The 19,061-nt window shown below is 72.3% G+C and carries 10 protein-coding genes; 3 read left to right on the forward strand and 7 right to left on the reverse strand.

The window, feature by feature from the left end:
• Positions 1-56 precede the first annotated feature (56 nt).
• Both AB0C75_RS01960 and AB0C75_RS01965 read left to right on the forward strand, forming a co-directional pair.
• Positions 57-935: a carbohydrate ABC transporter permease gene (locus AB0C75_RS01960; protein ID WP_362886070.1), complete on the forward strand. Its 879-nt coding sequence runs from the start codon at positions 57-59 to the stop codon at positions 933-935.
• A 209-nt stretch (positions 936-1,144) separates the two neighbouring features.
• Positions 1,145-3,379, forward strand: coding sequence for a bifunctional glycosyltransferase family 2 protein/CDP-glycerol:glycerophosphate glycerophosphotransferase (locus AB0C75_RS01965; RefSeq protein ID WP_362886072.1), 2,235 nt, complete (start codon positions 1,145-1,147; stop codon positions 3,377-3,379).
• Positions 3,380-3,486: 107 nt separating this feature from the next.
• Here the strand turns inward: AB0C75_RS01965 and AB0C75_RS01970 are convergent, their stop codons facing one another.
• The 6 genes from AB0C75_RS01970 to AB0C75_RS01995 form a co-directional block, all read right to left on the reverse strand.
• Positions 3,487-4,635 carry a glycosyltransferase gene (locus AB0C75_RS01970; RefSeq protein WP_362886073.1) on the reverse strand — a complete coding sequence of 383 codons (1,149 nt, stop codon included), beginning with the start codon at positions 4,633-4,635 and terminating at the stop codon, positions 3,487-3,489.
• Positions 4,632-7,535 (reverse strand): CDP-glycerol glycerophosphotransferase family protein, encoded by a 2,904-nt coding sequence (locus tag AB0C75_RS01975; RefSeq protein ID WP_362886074.1) that lies wholly within the window; start codon positions 7,533-7,535, stop codon positions 4,632-4,634. The genes AB0C75_RS01970 and AB0C75_RS01975 overlap by 4 nt, the downstream gene beginning before the upstream one ends.
• A complete protein-coding gene (locus tag AB0C75_RS01980) occupies positions 7,532-11,026 on the reverse strand; it encodes a CDP-glycerol glycerophosphotransferase family protein (RefSeq protein ID WP_362886075.1) in 3,495 nt (1,164 codons plus the stop codon). Before AB0C75_RS01980 ends, AB0C75_RS01975 begins: the two co-directional genes overlap by 4 nt.
• A 127-nt stretch (positions 11,027-11,153) precedes the next feature.
• Positions 11,154-11,999 (reverse strand): TylF/MycF/NovP-related O-methyltransferase, encoded by an 846-nt coding sequence (locus tag AB0C75_RS01985; protein WP_362886076.1) that lies wholly within the window; start codon positions 11,997-11,999, stop codon positions 11,154-11,156.
• Positions 12,000-12,010: 11 nt separating this feature from the next.
• Entirely contained in the window at positions 12,011-12,745 is a 735-nt protein-coding gene (locus AB0C75_RS01990) for a methyltransferase domain-containing protein (RefSeq protein ID WP_362886077.1), read from the reverse strand.
• 87 nt (positions 12,746-12,832) lie between these two features.
• Complete coding sequence (locus tag AB0C75_RS01995; protein ID WP_362886078.1) at positions 12,833-14,896, reverse strand: CDP-glycerol glycerophosphotransferase family protein; 2,064 nt, start codon at positions 14,894-14,896, stop codon at positions 12,833-12,835.
• Between the two features lie 100 nt (positions 14,897-14,996).
• Here AB0C75_RS01995 and AB0C75_RS02000 point away from each other — a divergent pair, with 100 nt between their 5' ends.
• Positions 14,997-18,425 carry a CDP-glycerol glycerophosphotransferase family protein gene (locus tag AB0C75_RS02000; RefSeq protein ID WP_362886080.1) on the forward strand — a complete coding sequence of 1,143 codons (3,429 nt, stop codon included), beginning with the start codon at positions 14,997-14,999 and terminating at the stop codon, positions 18,423-18,425.
• On the opposite strand, the gene AB0C75_RS02005 is transcribed toward AB0C75_RS02000, so the two are convergent.
• Positions 18,415-19,020: a TetR/AcrR family transcriptional regulator gene (locus AB0C75_RS02005; RefSeq protein WP_362886081.1), complete on the reverse strand. Its 606-nt coding sequence runs from the start codon at positions 19,018-19,020 to the stop codon at positions 18,415-18,417. The two genes, AB0C75_RS02000 and AB0C75_RS02005, sit on opposite strands and share 11 nt — an antisense overlap.
• Positions 19,021-19,061: the final 41 nt, after the last annotated feature.

Consider the following 19,061-nt stretch of genomic DNA (forward strand, 5'->3'; position numbering starts at 1 on the left):
GGTCGCTCCCCGGGAAGACACAGCACCATTCGCCGCATGCGGAAGGAGGGACGCCGATGACGACGACCGGGACCACAGAGGCCAAGCAGTCCCTCGGTGCGCGGATCGCCGCCAGGGCGGGCGGTGGCACCATGCGGGTCTTCCTCATCCTGGTGGGCCTGTTCTGGCTGATGCCGACCATCGGGCTGCTGCTCTCCTCGCTGCGAGGGCCCGAGGACATCGCGGCGACCGGCTGGTGGAAGGTCTTCACCGCGCCCTCCGAGCTCACCTTCGACAACTACCAGCGTCTGCTCGACAATTCGACGATCACCGATTCCCTCCTCAGTACGGTCACGATCACCGTCCCGGCCACCGTCCTGGTGGTCGTCATCGGATCCCTCGCCGGATACGCCTTCGCCTGGATGGAGTTCCCCGGCCGCGACTGGTGGTTCCTGGTCGTCGTGGGACTGCTGGTGGTCCCCGTGCAGGTCGCCCTGATCCCGGTGTCCAAGCTGTTCGGAACCATCGGGATCTTCGAGACGACCTTCGGCGTGGTCATGTTCCACACGGCGTTCGGCCTGCCGTTCGCCATCTTCCTGCTGCGGAACTTCTTCGCCGAGATCCCACGCGAGCTGCTGGAGGCCGCGCGGCTGGACGGTGCGGGTGAGATCCGGCTGTTCACCCGGGTCGTGATGCCGCTCGGCGGCCCGGCCATCGCCTCACTCGGGATCTTCCAGTTCCTCTGGGTGTGGAACGACATGCTGGTCGCGCTGATCTTCGCGGACTCGGAGTCCCCGCCGATCACCGTGGCCCTGCAACAGCAGGTCCGTCAGTTCGGCAACAACATCGACGTACTGGCGCCCGGGGCCTTCGTCTCCATGGTGATTCCGCTGGCGGTCTTCTTCGCCTTCCAGCGGCAGTTCGTCTCCGGCGTGATGGCGGGCGCCGTCAAGTAGCGCGCGGGGAACGCGCCCCGGCGACAACACAGCCCCGGCAACACCACACATCAGCACATGTGTTCGTCAACACCAGGGCGGCCCGTTCACTCGTGATCGGGCCGCCCTGGCTCGGTATTTCCCCCGAACGCCACATCCCGCGTAACCAAGTCACTCCATCAGCCGTTTGCGGGCCACCTGCCCTCTCGCGAGCGACCCCTGGATGTGTTGTGCCCCGGTTCAGTGTCATCGTGCCCGCGTACCGGGTCCAGGCGTATCTGCACGCGTGCCTCGACTCCGTGCTGAACCAGTCCTTCAAGGACTACGAAATCATCGTGGTCGACGACTGTTCACCGGACGCCTGCGGCTCGATCGCCGACGAGTACGCCACACGCGACCCCCGGGTCAGCGCCGTCCACCTGCCGCACAACGCCGGCCTCGGCCCCGCCCGCAACGCCGGGGTCGCCAGGGCTGCCGGGGACTACCTGCTCTTCCTCGACGGGGACGACACCTTCACCCCCGAGGCGCTCCAGGCCATCGCCGACCGTCTGGACGCCACCGACGGCCCCGACGTACTGGTCTACGACTACGCCCGTACGTACTGGTCGGGCGCGAGCGTGCGCAACACCTTCGCCGAGCACCTCACCGAGGCCGGCCCCGCCTCCTTCCGGCTCACCGAGCGGCCCGAGCTGCTCAAGGTCCTCATGGTCGTCTGGAACAAGGCGTACCGCCGCGAGTTCATCGAGGCCGAGGGGTTCACCTTCCCGCCCGGCTACTACGAGGACACCCCCTGGACCTACCCGGTGCTGATGTCCGCCGGGTCGATCGCCGTGCTGGACGCCGTCTGCGTGGGGTACCGCCAGCGGCGCCGGGGCAACATCCTCTCCACCACCACCCGTCGGCACTTCGACGTCTTCGACCAGTACGACCGGGTCTTCGCCTTCATCGACGCCCGCCCCGAACTCGCCGTCTGGCGACCGGTGATCTTCCGCCGGATGCTCGACCACTTCTCGACCCTCTTCACCTCCCGGGACCGGCTGCCGCGCGGCAGCCGCGCCCAGTTCTTCCGCCGCGCCCGCGCCCACTGCCGCCGCTACCGCTCCTCCGGCGCCCGCGTACCCCGCCGCGCCCGGCTGCGGCACGCGCTGTTCCGGCTGGGCGCCCACCGCACCTACCGCGCCCTGTGGCTCGCGCAGCGCCTGGGCGGCCTCCTCGGCCGCGCCGCCACGGCGGCGCGCCGGTCGGTGCGCGGGGCGGCACTCCAGCTGCACTACCGCGTCCAGCTGCGGCTGCCCGTCCGCAGCGGGGACGCCGTGTTCGCCGCCTACTGGCACCGTGGCTACACCTGTAGCCCCGCGGCGCTGGAGGCCACGGCCAGGGCCCTGGTGCCCGGGCTGCGCACCTCCTGGATCTGCCGCCCCGAGGACGCGCACACGGTTCCGGACGCGACCCGTGTGCTGCACCCGGGAACAGCGGCGTACTGGACGGCCCTGGCGCGCGCCAAGTACCTCGTGAACAACGTCAACTTCGACCGCAGGCTCGTGAAGAGACCCGGCCAGGTGCTGCTCCAGACACATCACGGGACCCCGCTGAAGACGATGGGCACCGACCTCGTGCACCGGCCCGCCGCGGCCGGCTCCATGGACTTCGGCCGCCTGCTGCGCAACGTCGACAAGTGGGACTACTCGCTCTCGGCGAACCAGCACTCCACCCTCGTGTGGGAGCGCACCTACCCGTCCGGCTACACCACGCTGGAGTACGGCAGTCCGCGCAACGACGTCCTCCACCGCACGGGCCCCGAAGAGACCGCCCGGCTGCGCGAGCGCCTCGGTGTCCCTGACGGCGGCTGCGCCCTGCTGTACGCGCCGACGCACCGGGACTACCGCCGTGCACAGAGGTACTCCCTGGACCTGGAGCAGCTGATCCGTGTCCTCGACCCGCACTTCGTGATCCTTGCGCGCTCCCACTACCTGGACGCGCCGGCCCCGGCCTCCGCCGGCCACACCCGGCACCCGCGGATCATCGACGTCACCTCCCACCCGTCCGTCGAGGAGCTCTGCCTCGCCTCCGACGCGCTGATCACGGACTACTCGTCGCTGATGTTCGACTACGTCAATCTGGACCGGCCGGTCGTCCTGCACCTGGAGGACGCGCAGGCCTACGAGGCGGCACGCGGCACCTACTTCGATCCGGCGGCCTTCCCTCCCGGGGCGGTGGCCCGTGACCAGGAGGAGCTGCACGAGACGTTCACCTCGGACCAATGGCGCGGGCCGCGGGCCGCGCAGCTGCGTGCGGCGTTCCGGGCCCGGTTCTGTCCGTACGACGACGGGAACGCGTCGGAGCGGGTGGTCCGCCGGGTCTTCCTCGGCGACACCTCGGGCCTGCCGCTGCCGGCCCCGCTGACGGACTGCGGGTCCACCGGGGTGCCTCGGCAGACGCCGGTGCGGGAGTACACCGGCGGGTGAGGCCCCGGGGCGGCGGGGCGCGCCGAGCCGTTCCGGGCACGCCCGAGCTCTCCTTGGTGAGCGGGCACACCCGAGCTCTCCCTGGTGAGCCGGGCACACCCGGCCGGTCAGCGCTCCAGGAGCGCGAACAGCTCTTCCCAGCGGCCCATGATCTCCGCCTCGGAGAACCGCTGGACATTGAGCCGCGCCCTGTCCCCCATCGCGTCCCGCATCCGGGGGTTGCCGGTGAGCCTGAGCAGCCGGTCGGCGAGCGCGCCGATGTCGCCCGCCGGCGCGAGCAGCCCGTCCTCGCCGTCGCGCACGATCTCCCGTACGCCCGGCGCGCAGTCGAACGCCGCACACGGCAACCCGCTGGCCATGGCCTCCAGCAGCGCCAGCGGGAAGCCCTCGCCGCGTGAGGACTGGACGAAGACCGAGGAGGCGGCCAGCGCGCCGGGGACGTCGTCCGTACGCCCCCGCCACACCACCGATGAGTCCAGCCCGAGACCGGTGCACAGCGCCCTGAGGTCCGCCTCGTCCTCACCCGTCCCGTACACGTCGAGACGCCAGTCCTGGCGCTGCGGTGCCACCAGCGCCCAGGCGTCCAGGAGCATGTCGATGCCCTTCTGGTCGGTGAGCCGGCCGATGCTCGCGACCGACTTCTCGCGGCGCGGGGAGGGCAGATCGGGCAGCGCGGCCAGGGCGTTGGGCATGAAACCCACGTTGTTCATCCCGTCGCCCGCCCACTTGTCGGCGTCCTCCTCCGTGAGGACGAGCCAGCGGTCGAGCGGTGGGTAGTGGCTCTTGATCCAGCGGTAGCGGTGGCTCGCCCGGGAGTAGTCGTAGGACTCGTGGCTCATCCCGATGACCCGCAGCCCGCCGGTGTCCGCCTCGCCGACCCACTCCATCGCCCAGACCTGGCTGACGATCACCACCCCGCCCGGCCCCGCCGCCCGGAAGATCTCCGACAGCTGGTCGACGGCGCGCAGCTTCCGTGCCGCACGGCCTGCCTCGGCGCGCCGGGCAGGGATCCGGAAGCGGTCCCGCAGACCCCTGGGGGCCCAGGGTGTCGGGGGATGCGCCGGGTACAGGGCGGTCACCGGGTAGCCGGGCGGCTCGGGCAGGGCCATCTTCCGCTCGGCGGCATGGATACCGATGGTGTGCACCCGGTGGCCGGCCTCCTGGAACAGCTGGGCGGTCCGGTGCATCCAGCCGGTCACACCGCCGAGTTCATCCGTGCTGTTGGAGACGATGAAGACATCACGGCCGTGGTTCATCGACGGGCCTCCCCGGTGCGGGCGGTACGGGACAGGGCGTTACGGGCGTTACGAGCCGTACGGGGCGGGACGAGGTGCCGGGCGAACACGGCGTCCACGACCGCGCGGGCGGAGTCCCCCCGGTCGTACGCCCCGAACTCCTCGGCGAAGGCCGCGCGCCGGTCCTGGAATCCGGTGTCCGCGCCCTTCAGCCGGGCCAGCACGGCGAACAGCTCCTCCTCGGTCGCCGTCACCGGTCCCGGCGCCTTCTCGCGCAGGTCGAAGTAGCTGCCCCGCTCGGCGGCGTAGGCATCGAGATCGGGGGCGAAGAGGACCACGGGACGGTCCAGGAGGGCGTAGTCGAACATGATCGACGAGTAGTCGGTGACCAGGACGTCGGCGAGCGTGAGGAGCTCGCTGACGTCGTGATGGCCCGACACGTCCACGACCGTGCCCGGCGGGCAGGGAGGCAGGCTCGCCGCCTCCAGGTAGTGCGCGCGCACCAGCAGCGTGTACGTGTCACCGAAACGCTCCGCGAAGCGCGCGGCGTCCAGCAGCAGCCGCTGCCGTTTACGCCTGCCGGGACCGCCCCGGAAGGTAGGCGCGTACAGCACGACCTTGCGGTGGTCGGGCAGGCCGAGTTCGGCTGCGAGCGCTGGACGGGGCAGCCGCCCCTCCGCCTCGTCCCGGGCGCGCGCGGCGAGCAGCACGTCGTTGCGGGGGTATCCGGTGCGCAGCAGTGCCTTCTCGGGCAGCCGGTAGGCGCGGGCCAGGGTGCGCTCGTCGTGCTCGGACCGTACGAGGAAGTGGTCGAAGCGCCGCACCGCCTGCTGGAGCCGTTCGCGCTGCGGGGCGTTCTGCAGGCGCACCCTGGTCTCGTCCAAGCCCATGCGTTTGTACGCCGAGCCGTGCCAGGTCTGGAGGTAGACCGTGCCGGACGGCTTGTCGAGGTGCTGCGGGAATCCCTGGTTGTCGACCCAGTACTCCGCCCTGGCCAGGGCCCACAGATACCGCCAGGACCAGCGGCGCACGAGCCCGGCGTCGGCGGGGAAACCGGCCGGGGACTCGGCGTACGACCAGACGCAGCGCAGCGGGAGCCCCCGGGCGCGCACCTCCTCGTGTACGGCCCGGGGGCTGTCGCCGTAGCAGGTGCCCATATGGCTCTCGAAGACCACGGAACCCTTGCGTACGGGCAGCCGGAGCAGCCAGGAGCGGTAGACGGAGGTCTTGAAGTCCTTGGCGTGCAGCCCGTCCCACCGCTTGCGCAGCGCGCGCAGCAGGAGCCTGGCGCGGCGGGCGGGGCGGAAGTGGGTGGCGTAGTGGACCAGCCTGCGGGCCGTGCGGGCGGGCCTGCGGCGGGCTTCGAGCCGGAGCGCGAGGTGGTCCCGGAGCGTGATGTAGGGCTCCCAGGTGTCCCCGGCGGCCCTGCCGAGCCGGGGGCGCGCGGGGGAACGGTCCGACGGGCCGACGAGGTCATGGGCGGCGAAGAGGTCGCTCACCGAGCGGGTCCGGCCGTCGTCGAGCACCAACCGTGCGTCCCACACCGTGTCGCGGGGGCCGAGGGGACGCACCAGGCGGGTGAGATCGGCGCGGGCGGACCAGCTGATCCCGGTGGCGTCGGGCCGCAGCGCGTCGACAGGGGCGCGGAAGACACGGGAGCCGTCGCGTACGCGGAACTCCAGATGGGCGGTGAGGGCGCCGTCCGGGTCCGGCCCGGTGTGCGCGGGCAGCACGAGCCTGCCCTCCAGAAGGACACGGTGCCCCTCGGCCTCGTAGCGGGTGAGCCTGTTCATCAGCTTCAGCTCGCCGAACGCGCGGTGCTGATGCCCGAGTTCGGTGACGTCCAGGGCCGGATCGAGGGCGGGTCCGGGGCCGGAGCCGGTGCCTTCCGGCCAGTACACGCGGCCGTCATCGCCCGTGACGAGGGGCGCGGCCACGGTGCCCCTCCTGCGCAGGGCGTACGCCGCGCACAGCGACCCGTCCGCGTCACCCCGCTCCAGAAGCCGGATACCGACACGCTCGACGGGCGGGAGGGTGAGCAGCGCGGCGTCCGGGACGCAGTCGGGCAGCACCCTGGCGGCCGTCAGCGCGAGGTGTTCGCGGCGGGCGGCGGGCAGTTCGGGGAGGCTGCGCACCAGGGGCACCAGGTGGTCGAGCAGGAAGGCGCGGTCCCTCTCCTCGCGCAGTTCCGTCAGCCCCTGGGCCACCAGCACGTGGCACACCCGCCGGTGCGCCTCCACGAGCCCGGCGAGGTCCCGGCCGGCGTCCGCCGCCGCCCGCCCGGAGACGATCCGGCGGCGCACGAGGGCGATACGGCCGACGACGGACGCCGCCAGGACGCCGAACGGGATCGTGCTGTGCATGAGGTCATCGTCGTAACGAAGGGCATGGCGCTCCAATGCCGCGCGCCGCAGGCAGAAGCCCGTCACCAGGGCGTCGTGCACGGCCAGTTCGGAGGCCTCGGTGAACCGGACGACGGTGCGGGAGCGGAGGAACAGCGGGTGCTGCCAGGAGGGTTCCCGTTCCTTCGTCCCGTCGCCGGTGAGCCGGCTCCAGCGCCCGGCGACCAGGTCGGCGTGGCTCCGCTCGCCGGCTTCCCAGAGGTTGCGGCAGGCGTGCCGCTGGAGGCGTTCGCCGACGTCGAGCACGAGGACGTAGCGGCCCCGCGCCGCGTCCAGGCCGGCGTTGCGCAGCGAACCGACCGAGTCCGTACCCGGGTCGAGGACACGGACGCGGTCCGGGGCCTGCCCGGCGAGCGACGCTGCCGCCGTCCGCAGGGCGGTGGGTGCCCCCTGGGGCAGCACGACGAGGGCTTCGACGGCGCGCAGGCTCTGGTCGAGCACGGACTCCACGGACGCCGTCAGGGCCTCTGTCCCGCCCTCGGCGGCGGTGACGACACAGCTGAAATCGGGCGCGCTCATGCCTGGGCACCCTTCAGCATCCGGTCCACGACCTGGGCGGACGCCGTCCCGTCGTCGAGGTCGCAGAACGCCTGGCGGAAGCCGGTGTACGCCTCGCGGTGGCCGGCCGTCGCTGCCTCCGGGTCGCGGAGCGCCTCGACGACATCGGCGGAGCCGGTGATCAGCGGGCCGGGCGCCCGGTTCTCGAAGTCGAAGCAGAAACCGCGCAGGGTGTCGCGGTAGTGCTCCAGGTCGTAGGTGTGGAACAGCATCGGCCGGCCGGTCTGCGCGAAGTCGAACATCAGGGACGAGTAGTCCGTGACCAGCACATCGCTGATGAGCATCAGCTCGGCGACATCGGGGTGGCGCGACACATCACGGACGAAGTCGCTCGAAGGGATGCTGCCGCCGACCAGATAGTGGCGGCGCACCAGCAGGACGTGGTCGTCGCCGAGCACCTTCCGCGCCTGGGCCAGGTCGAGCTGGAGGTCGAGGCCGTACAGCCCGCTCTGCTTGGGCCGGTCCTCGCGCCAGGTGGGGGCGTAAAGGACGATCCGTTTGCCCTCGGGCACACCGAGTGCCTCCCGGACGGCTGCGGCGACCTTCGCGCGGTCGGCGGCGTACAGCAGGTCGTTGCGCGGGTAGCCGCACTCCAGGACCTCGCCCGTGTGCCCGAACGCGCGGCGCAGGACGGGCGTGGAGAAGCGGTTCGGCGAGACGAGGACGCTCCACTGGGCGGCCCGTCGAGGCATGGACTCCATGTACGCGGGGTCGGCGTACGCGGTGCCCGCCAGGTCACGGCCGATGCGCTTGAGCGGCGTGCCGTGCCAGGTCTGGACGACGAACTGGCCATCGGCCCGCTCGAACCAGTCGGGCAGCTGGGTGTTGGTGACGATCCACCGGCTGCGCGCCAGCGCCTGGTGCCACTCGGCGCTGTGCAGGGCGACGGCGCGGACCCCCGCGGGCACGGCCGCCTGCTGGTCCCGCACCACCCAGAGATGCTCGACGCCGGTGTCGCGCCCGGCCAGTTCCTCGTGTACGGCACGGGGCGAGTCCGAATACTGGCGCCCGTCGAAGCTGGAGTACAACACGGTGTCCCGCAGTTTCCCGCCGCGCGCGCTCGCGTACCGCTCGCGCAGCCGGCGCTGCGCGTACGCCCCCCGGTCCTCCGGCGGCAGGGCGCTCCCCGACCGCAGACAGAGCCGGTCGTGGAAGCGCCGCTCAAGGGTGAAGACGCGCCCCGCCGACTCGCGCGACAGCGGCAGGCCGGCGTGCAGCCTGTGCTCCACACGCAGCGGCAGATAGCGCTCCGGGTCGGTCTCGCCACGGTCCCGGAGGAAGGGGTACCAACGGCCCTCGGCGAGCGGCAGCGTACCGCCGGCTCCGTCGACCGCCCCGGGGGACAGCACCGTACGGAAACGGGCAGCGGCACCCGCAGAGGCACCGCCATCCGCATCACTGTCGGCATCCGTGCGCTCCACGGCGAAGGAGTGCTCCTCCTGATGACCGCTGTGACGCAGGACGAGCTCCACCGTGCCGTGCCGCACCGCGGGGAAGGTCCCCTCCAGCGCCGCACCGGTTTCGTCCGTCCATGTCACAGCCGTCACGACGGGCCGTACGTCCCTGTCGGTGAGCACCAGGTCCCCCGAGGGGTTGGCGGCCGCGTAGACCTCACGGCCGCCGGGCAGCGGATAGCGCCCGGCGGCGGTCTCCGGACGGGCCGCGACCGTCAGCCGGCCGGCCCCGCCGGTCAGCTGTACGCCCCAGTCGCCGTCGGAGCCACGGAACGTCACCAACGGCACCTCGGCCACGACGGCGCGGCCGTCCGTACCCTCGGCGGCCACCAGGGGGAACTCGCGGGTCTCCTTCGTACGCCACTCCTGGATCCGCAGAACCTTCGGAGTGTCACCGCCCGGCAGCCGCACGGCGATCCGGATCCCGTCCCCGGACTCCGTCGGCCCGTGCCCTGCGAGCACGGCGTCGACCCGCTCGGCGCGCAGCTCCAGCTTGTTCCCCGAGAGCAGCGGGACGACCCGGGTGCGCTCGTCGACGTACCGGACGGCGGGGGCCGCCGGATTGCCGAGCAGCCGCATCGGTCCCCTGCGGGGCCGTCCCGCGCCGACGACGAGGGACTCCAGCTTCCAGACCGTGCGGGCACCGCGTGCCGTACTCCGGGTGACGAGCCGGACCGGGTCGATCACGGTCTCGAAGCCTGACCGCTCGTAGCGGTGCAGGGAGCGGCCCGAACCGGCCGTCGCCTCGTCCGTCGCCGTCCGGCGCAGCCGCAGCGGGATCAGCCGGCGGCCCGACCGCAGCCAGCCTGTCCCGGCGGACCTGCCCGGGGCGTTACGGACGTACGCGTACCCCTTGAGGTGCAGCAGCCCGTCCTTCCACACCGCCTCGGTGAGATGGGCGTGCACGGGAAGGTCATCCGCGGACAGGGCCGTGACCTTGCGCGGAAGTCGGGCGTCGACACCCGGGTACTGGGCGCGCGGCCGCAGCCGACCCCGGACGTGGAAGGTGCCACGGTCGGTGGACTCGTGGTCCAGGACGGCGAGCAGTTCCGCGATCCTCCGCTCCCGGATGAGCTGCCACTTGACCCTCAGATGCAGGGGCAGCGCGTCGAGGACGGCGGGTTCGACCGTCGCGGCGAAGGCGCCGGCGTGGGTGAGGAAGGCCTGATGGAAGCTTTCGTCACCGTCCGGGAGGGCCTCGATGAACAACCACAGGTCACCGGAGAGCGCGTGCTCGTCGTAGCGCCGTTTCGCCTCCGTCATGCCCCGGTCCGCGAGGAACCGGCTGACCGTCGTGACCGCGGTGACCCGGTCGCGGATGCCCCGGGCCACCGCACGCCGGGTGGTGATCGAGCCGTCACGGTCGCGCCAGTGGTAGACGGGCTCCTCGACGACGTCGACGCTCCCGGCCAGGAAGTGCGCAGGCAGCACCACGGCGATGTCCTCGTACAGCACGCCCGTCGGGAAGGCGAAGGCGTGCCGGTCCCAGAAGGACCTCCGGAACACCTTGTTGCACGCGATGCGGTCGCCGAGCAGGATCCAGTCCCGGGTGACATGGGTGGCGCGGCGGGACTTCTCCATCGGCCTGCGGAACATGGGGGACTGTTCGAGTGCCCCGTTCGCCCGGAGCCTGAGGACGTTGCCGGTCGCGAAGTCCGATCCCGATGCGTCCAGTTCGTCGAGCATCCGGGCGAAGGCACCCTGCGGCACCACGTCGTCGCTGTCGACGAACGTCAGGAAGTCCGCGTCAGGGTGGGCCTGTGCGGCGCCCGCGTTGCGCGCCGCCCCGAGCCCGGCGTTCTTCTGCCGGATCAGACGGAAGCGGGCGTCCCGCCGGGCGAACTCCATCGCCACATCGGCGCTGCCGTCCGTCGCGCCGTCGTCGACCATGACGACTTCGAGGTCTGCCATGGTCTGCCCGGCGAGCGAGGCCAGGCAGGCGCCGAGGTACTCCTCGACGTTGTAGAGGGGGACGACGACGGTGAGACGGGGTGCCATGGCGCTGCGCACGATCCTTCCGGACGGACGGGACTGACTTCTGTGTATGGAACGAGCCCCGTGCCGGGGAGGCACGGGGCTCACAACGGGGCACGGCCCGCGCGGGGTTCGGCCGGGCATCGCCCGCTCAGGGTTTGACGGCGATACGGCCCTCGTCCATGCGCAGCAGCAGGAGCTGCTCGCCGGTCTCCTCCAGGAACTCGTCCACGGCCTGGCGCGATCCCTGCCAGTAGCCGTAGTCGTCGATGAGCAGTACCCCGCCGCTCACCAGCCGCTCGTACAGGTACCTGAGCTCGTGCTTCGTCGACGCGTACCAGTCGGTGTCCAGCCGGAGGATGGAGATCCGCTCGGGCGCCTGCCCGGGGACGGTCTCCTCGACCTTGCCCCGCACGTAGTGGACACGGTCCGCCGGATACGGGACCTTCTCGAACCCGGCCTGCACGTCCTCCAGGGAGGCCACCGCCCAGATCGGCCGGTCCTTGCCCTGCGCGTCCAGCAGTTCCTTGGCCGGCCTGCCGTCCCGGCGCAGGTCCTCGTCGGTGGGCGGCGTCATGCCCTCGTAGGTGTCGAAGAGGTAGAGGTCACGCCCCGTCTCCCCCAGCGACAGCAGCGTCTTGGCGCAGGCCTGCATGGAACCGCCGCGCCAGACACCGCACTCGACGATGTCGCCCGGGATGTCGTGCTTGACGATGTGCCGGGTCGCGAGGACGAAGGCGTTGAGCCGCTCCGGGGAGGTCATCGTGTACGGCTTGACCGCCCGGATGATGTCCTTCGCCTCGTCGTCGTAGTCCGCGGGGAGCTCCGGCGGCTTCCTGACCGCGGCCTTCGGGGCGGGCGGCGGCTGAGCGGGGGCCGAGCGGGGAGCGGGCAGGGTCGCACGCCTGAGCTGGTATCCGGTGAGTTGCTGAAGGACGCCGTTGACGGCGTTGCGCCAAGCCATGGGGCCGGACAGTACGCGCGCTTTGCGACGCATGTCACTTTTCGTCAACCGGTGGTTGATGGAACCGTACGGCTGTCCGGACGCCCGCACAGCTCCCGCCCGTCCAGCGGGCGCGGCAGCGGCACCCGGTCCACCCCGCCGGCCCGGTTGGCCCACCACACGGCCGTCTCGCGCACCGCGAAGTCCACAAGCCCGTTCTTCAGCCGGGTCACCGGCCGCCGGTCAGGCCGCGGACGGCGGAAGACACCCACCGAATCGCCCCAGTAGGCCGCCTCGGTGTCGATGGATGCGTAATCGTGCCGGATGCCCTTGACGGGCGGGAAGTCCGTGTACGCCTCGCAGAGTTCGAGACGGGAGTGGGCGGCCATCGCCCGGAAGCCGTCCGGGTAGTAGCGCCAGCAGTCCTGCGCGTCGTGGACATGGCCGCGCGAGGGCGCGGTGATGAAGGCGTAGCCGCCGGGCCTGAGCACCCGGGCGATCTCCATCATCGACACCCAGAAGAAGGGGATGTGCTCGAAAGCCTGGCCGGACAGCACCACATCGGCGCTGCGCGACTTCGCGGGGATCCGGTAGGGCCGGTCCATGACCGCGTCGACGTTCGGACCGTCGAGGACGTCGACCCCGAAGTAGTCGATGTCGTGGCCGGTCAGGAGTCCCCGGTGGGTGCGGGTCTGCTTCCCGGAGATCCGCGAGCCGAGGTCCACGACGCGGTGCCTGCGTGTTCTGGGCAGATATTCCTCGACGCAGAGCCGCATCTGCTCGTAGGCGGACCGGTGCATGAGCTTCTCCCGACGTTGCCGTGTGCGCTGTTGAGCACAACGACGCCGTGGTGCGGAGGGATCGCCCCGTACGGGTGACTCCGGCGTTCAGTTCGAACGCGCCTCGTCCGAGAGCGGCCCGTCCGAGAGTGGCCCGTCCGGGAGCGGCCCCTTCGCGCGCACCGGGAAGACCCTCCGCACCACGCGCTCCGCCGCGTGTCCGTCGTCGTACGGGCAGAAACGCCTGCGGAACGCGGCGCGCCGCGCATCGGCCTCCGGGGACCTCCAGGCGCCGCTCCGCAACACCTCGCGCAGCTCGTCCTGCGTGGTGGCGACCGCCCCAGGGGCGTCACCGGGGCGCCCGGACAACAGGTCGACGTAGGTGCCCCGGGCAGCACGGTAGGCGTCCCAGTCGGGCACATAGGTGATGATCGGGCGGTCCAGACAGGCGTAGTCGAACATCAGCGACGAGTAGTCCGTGATCAACGCGTCGGCGGCCAGGAAGAGTTCTTCGACGCGGGGGTGGCCGGTGACGTCGACGACCCGGTCCCCCACCGCCTCCCCGGCCGACCGCCCGTAGAAGTAGTGGGCGCGCACCAGCAGCACACAGCCGGGCACCGTCTCGCGGCTGAGCCGCTCCAGGTCGATCCGGGGGACGAAGCCCTCGCGGTAGTCGCGGTGGGTCGGCGCGTACAGCAGCACGGTCGATCCGGGCACGATGCCGAGCTCCGCCCTGATCTTGTCGGTCTGTTCGGGGGTTGCGGTGCACAGGATGTCGTTGCGCGGATAGCCGTACGGCAGTTGCTCGTACGAGGAGGGGTAGACCCGGTCCCAGATCTCGGTGCTGTGCGGGTTGGCGGAGAGGCTGAAGTCCCACTGGTCGGTGTGTGCGAGGACCCGTTCGAAGCTGACGCCCTTGGTGAGAGCGGGGTACGGAAGCTGGTCCAGGCCCATGGTCTTCAGTGGCGTCCCGTGGTGGGTCTGGAGATAGACCTGTCCGGGCCGTTTGGTGAACCCGCCGGGAAAGCTGGAGTTGTTGACGAGGTACGTCGCGGTGGCCATGGCCCGCCAGTAGGCGCGGGAGCCCTCGATGACGTACGGCACACCGGGCGGCATCCGGTCGCTGTGACGGGAGGAGACGACCCAGACGCCCCGGATGTGCGGGACCAGTTCACGGGCCTTGGCGTAGACGGCGGCGGGATTGCAGGCGACGCCCCTGTTCCAGTAGGCCCCGTAGACGGCGAGGCAGGGGTCGAGCGCCCGGTGCAGGTCGGCGCGGTAGACGGCTCGCAGCACGCGGGCGCGCAGCGCCTTCCTGCCCGCGCGCACGGCGGCCCGCGCCCGGGTGCGCCCGGCGCGCACGGCCTGCCTGCTCCGGTGGGCGACGTACCGGCCGGGCAACCCGGCCGCCCGGAAGAACGCGGCGCGGTCGCCGGGTGCGATCCGGCCCGGGTCGTCGAGCACGGCGGTGAGGTGCGCGATGCGGGCGGCCGGGACCCGTGGGTCGCCGCCGGTCTCGTCGGCCAGCCGCTCGTAGGCCTCGATGACGGCGAAGTGCGCGCGGCCCGGTGTGGCGGCGGCCGGACCGGTGCGGCGCAGCCGGTGACGGACGCAGAGCCGGTCCAGCGAGGCGAGGGTGCCCGCGTCGGAGGCCAGGAAGGCCGCGCGGTGGACGGGCACCACGTCGTCGTACGGGCCCTCGGTGAAGCCGAGCCTGTGGGCGACCCAGAAGGCGCGGCGGAAAAGATGGTTCCGGGCGGCGGGGAGGGCGTCGTCCGGCTGTACCGTGCCCCACCAGTCGATCCGGTCGTGGCCAAGACGCAGCACGTCGGGGCGGTCATCGGCGAGCCGCGCTGAGATCTCCGCCACCGCTGCGGGAAGGAGCAGGTCGTCCCCGCCGAGGAAGAGCAGATAGGTCCCACGCGCCGCCGCCGCACCGGCGTTACGGGCCGCGCCGGCGTCCGGGGGGCCGTCGAGTACACGCACGCGGGGGTCGTTCCCGGCGAACTCCCGGGCGATGGCGAGGTCCAGCCCGCCGTCGGCCGCTCCGACGACGAGCAGCTCCAGATCACTTGGCCCGCCCTCCGGCGGCGACTGCCCGGTCACGGACTCCAGGGCCGCCCTGAGATACCCCTGGACACGATGGGCGGATACGACGACGGTGAGCAGCATGGCAGCCGAGCGTAACGGCGACCGCGCCGTCCGCCCCAGGGATCTTCACCCGTTCGGGGCAGTGGCGTGACCCGGGGCGCTCACCCCTGTTGAGCCCTCCATGAAGCCACTCCTCAGCGTCGTCGTCCCCGTGCACAACGTCGAGGACTACCTGGAGGAGTGCCTCGCCTCACTGGCAGGACAGTCCCTGACGGACATCGAGGTGGTGCTCGTCGACGACGGCTCGACGGACGACAGCCGCAGGATCGCCGAGGACTTCGCCGCCCGGGACGACCGCTTCCGCTGTGTCCACCAGCCCAACGCCGGCCTGAGCGCCGCACGCAACACGGGGGTCGCCCACACCGCACCCGGCGTCCCCTACCTGGCGTTCGCAGACAGCGACGACACCCTCGTCCCCGACGCGTACGAGCGGATGGTCGCCTCCCTGGAGTCCACCGGCTCGGACCTGGTGACGGGCAACGTGTGGCGGCTCACCGAGCAGGGAAGGCAGCAGGCCTGGCAGTACCGGTGGCTGACCGCCGACCGCCCCCGCACCCACATCACCCGCGACGCCGGGCTGCTGGCCGACCGTGTCGCCTGGAACAAGGTGTTCCGGCGCTCCTTCTGGGACCGGCACGCCTTCTCCTTCCCGGTGGGCAAGCTCTACGAGGACACCCCGGTGATGATCCCCGCGCACTACCTCGCCGGGACGGTGGACGTGCTGCACGAGCACGTCTACCACTGGCGTGTGCGGGAGGGTTCCATCACCCGTCGGCGTACGGACGTGCGGGGCGTGCGGGACCGGATCGCCGCCTGTGAACAGGTCAGCGCGTTCCTCGCGGACCGGGGTGACGGGCAGCGGCTGCGCTACGACGCCTCGTGCCTGCGCGACGACTTCGTGTACTTCCTGGAGGGGCTGCCGATGGGCGGCCCCGCCTACCGCTCCGCGTTCATGTCCGACGCGGGCGCCTTTCTCGACCGGGCGGGCGACGCGGCTGCGGCCGGGCTGCCGGCCGAGGCGCGCATCCGCTGGCAGCTGGTGCGGGAGCGCAGGACCGACGAGCTGCTGGCGGTCCTGGAGTTCGAACGGGCCAACGGTGCGGGCACGTTCACCGTCGCGGGTCCGCCGGGCCGGCGGCGCGCGGTGCACCCCGGGGTCGGAGGGGTCCGGAGCGTCTCGGCACGACTCGGCAGGAGTGATCTGCCGGCCGTGGCACGGCTGGTGGACGCCACGTGGGGCGAGGACGGCAGGCTGCGGCTGCGCGGATACGCGTACATCCGCAACCTCCCCGCCCTGGCCGCCCGGCACTCGCTGAAGGCCGGACTGGTGCGGGACGCGGCGGGAGGACTGCCACGGGCCGTGCCGGTGCGCACGATCCGGATGGACCGGGCCACCACGGACTCCGGCCAGGAGTCGCACTGCTACGACTACGCCGGGTTCGAGACGGTCCTCGACCCGGGGCGGCTCGGTCCCGGCAACTGGCTGGTGGGCGTGGTGGTGGCCGGACACGGCGTCGTACGCCGGGCCGCGCTGCGCGCCGTGGAGGCGTCCGCCGCGCAGCCGCTGGTCCACGACCTGGGCGGCGGCAGGCGAGCGGTCCTCGGCTACCGGGACGGCCGCCTGGAACTGGCCGTGTCCCGGCTGTCAGCCCTGGCCACCGGCCACAAGCAGGTGCCGGGCGGCCTGGAGTTGACCGGGCGGCTGTACGGGGGCGCCCGGCCGACGGCGCTCGTCCTGACCCGCGACGGGGCAACGGAGCGCGTCTGCCCGGTGCGGCCCGAGGACGGGGGCGGAGCCTTCAGCGCCCTGATCCCGCTCGCGGAGCTCACCGCCGAGCCCGGCGGCGTCACCGGCCCCGCCCCCGTCCTCGCGTCCGCCCCTGCCTCCGGGGGCCGTTGGCGGGTGGCCCTCCTGGCCGACGGCGTCCGGGTGCCGCTGGCGGCGGCGCCTGACCTGCCGCCACCCGCGTACGCGGACGCGGCGGGCCAACTGGTGGTGGACACGTCCGGCGAACCGCGCGTGGACCACGCGGAGCGCGTTCCGGGCGGTGCGCTGCGCATCGGCGGGACCGGGACCGGCGCGCTCGAACTACGACACAGCACCCTCGGCGAGACGGTGGCCGTACCCCTGACCGACTCCGCCGGGAGACACAGCCCCGGTACGGCGCACGAGGGCTGCTTCTCGGCCCTGCTCGCGCCACCGCCCCGGGAGGGTGAATGGGAGGTGTTCCTCGGCGGCAGGCCCGTGCGCGTGGGGGCAGCCTTCGCCGCTCTCCTGCCCGTGGGCGCCGCCGGCGCGCGCTTCCGCATCGACCGCCGTCACGGCGACCGGCTGACCGTGCACTGCGCGCCGGCGCTCGACGACGCGGAGCGGAGCGCGTACCGCCAGGGCCTGTTGCGGACGGCGCACTATCCGGCGCAGCGCCGGCTGCCCCTCCGGGACATCGTGCTGCACTCCGGAGAGGGCTCCCCGCGCGCCGTGCACGCCGAGCTCGTGCGCCGGAGCACCGATGCCGAGCACCTCTGGGTCACGGACGGCTCCCCGGGTGCCGCGGCCCGCGTACCCTCCACCGCTGTCCCCGTCGTGGCGTACAGCACCGCCTGGTACGAGGCGCTGGCGCGGGCCCGCCGGATCGTCGTGGCAGGGCAGCTGCCCGCGTGGTTCGAGCGCCGCCCGGGCCAGACGGTCGTACAGACCTGGCACGGTCCCCCGCTCGGCAGGTTCGGCCTTGACCTCACCGGCACCCTGTACGCGGACCACCAGGACCTCGCCACACTGGAGCACCGCTCCGCCCAGTGGTCGGTCCTGGTCTCCCCCGGCGCTTCGGCCACCGCGCGGCTGCGCCGTGCCCTGGCCTACGGCGGCGAGGTGCTGGAGGCGGGCTGCCCGGCCGATGACCTGCTGTTCGCGCCCGGCCGCGACAAGACCGCCGAGCGGGTACGCCGGCGTCTCGGCATCCCGGACGGTCACCGTGTGGTGCTGTACGCGCCGACGTACCGCGACCATCTCGCGCACCCGACGGCCGGCGTCCCCGCCGGCTCCTCGCCGCTGTACCGCTGGGATCCCGCGCTCGACCTGCCCGCGCTGGCAGGGTCGCTGGACGGCCGGACCACGGTGCTGGTCCGCAGGCATCCCCGGGTGACGGGCAGCGTGCCGGCGCACCCTGCCCTGCGTGACGTGTCCGCGCACCCGGACACCACCGAACTGCTTCTGATCGCCGATGTGCTGATCACCGACTACTCGGGCCTGGTGTTCGGCTTCGCGCACACCGGCCGTCCGATCCTCTTCCACACCTACGACCTGGAGCACTACCGGGACACCGTGCGCGGCTTCTGCCTGGACTTCGAGACCCGGGCCCCCGGGCCGCTGCTGGTCACCACCCAGGAGGTGACTCAGGCCCTGCGGGCCACGACGGCGTCGGCGGAGCTGCACGCGGAGGCGTACGAGAGCTTCCGGCGTGAGCACTGCGGCCCCGGCGGCGGCGACGCGGCCCGCAGGGTCGTGGACCGGCTGCTCGACGCCGACACGTCGAGCCCCGTCAGCCCTTGAGCGCCCGGACCGCGGACTCCGCGAGGTCGTCGAGATACCCCTTGGGCAGATCGCTGCGGACCACGACGAGGCGCCAGTACAGCGGACCGACGATGAGGTCCAGCGCCCGGTCCGGGTCGCTGCCCTCGGGCAGTTCGCCGCGTGCCACGGCTGCCCGTACGACGACGGCGGCCACCCCCTGCTGCTGGTCGAGCAGCGCCGCCTTGATGGCCTCGGAGATCTCCGGGTTACGGGCCGCCTCGACCAGCAGGTCGGGGATCACCTGGGAGGCGACGGGGTGACGCAGGGCGTACGCGGCGAGTTCCAGCACGGCACGCACATCCCCGTACAGCGAACCCGTCTCGGGCGCCGGCATGCCCTGCGCGGCGACGGCCGCGACCAGGTCGAGGACGAGATGGAGCTTGGACTTCCAGCGGCGGTAGACGGCGGTCTTGCCCACCCCCGCCCGCCGCGCGATGCCCTCGATCGACATCCGCGCGAATCCCACGGCGGCCAGCTCCTCGAAGACGGCGCCGCGGATCGCGTCGGTCACGTCCTCCCGAAGCACCGCGGCACCTGCCGGGATGCGGCGCCCGGTTCGCCGTTCGGTGTTCATCTCCCGAATGATAGACCGTAACGACGAAACGGTTGCGTTGC

The organism is Streptomyces sp. NPDC048565 (assembly GCF_040650935.1).
Taxonomy (GTDB): Bacteria; Actinomycetota; Actinomycetes; order Streptomycetales; family Streptomycetaceae; genus Streptomyces.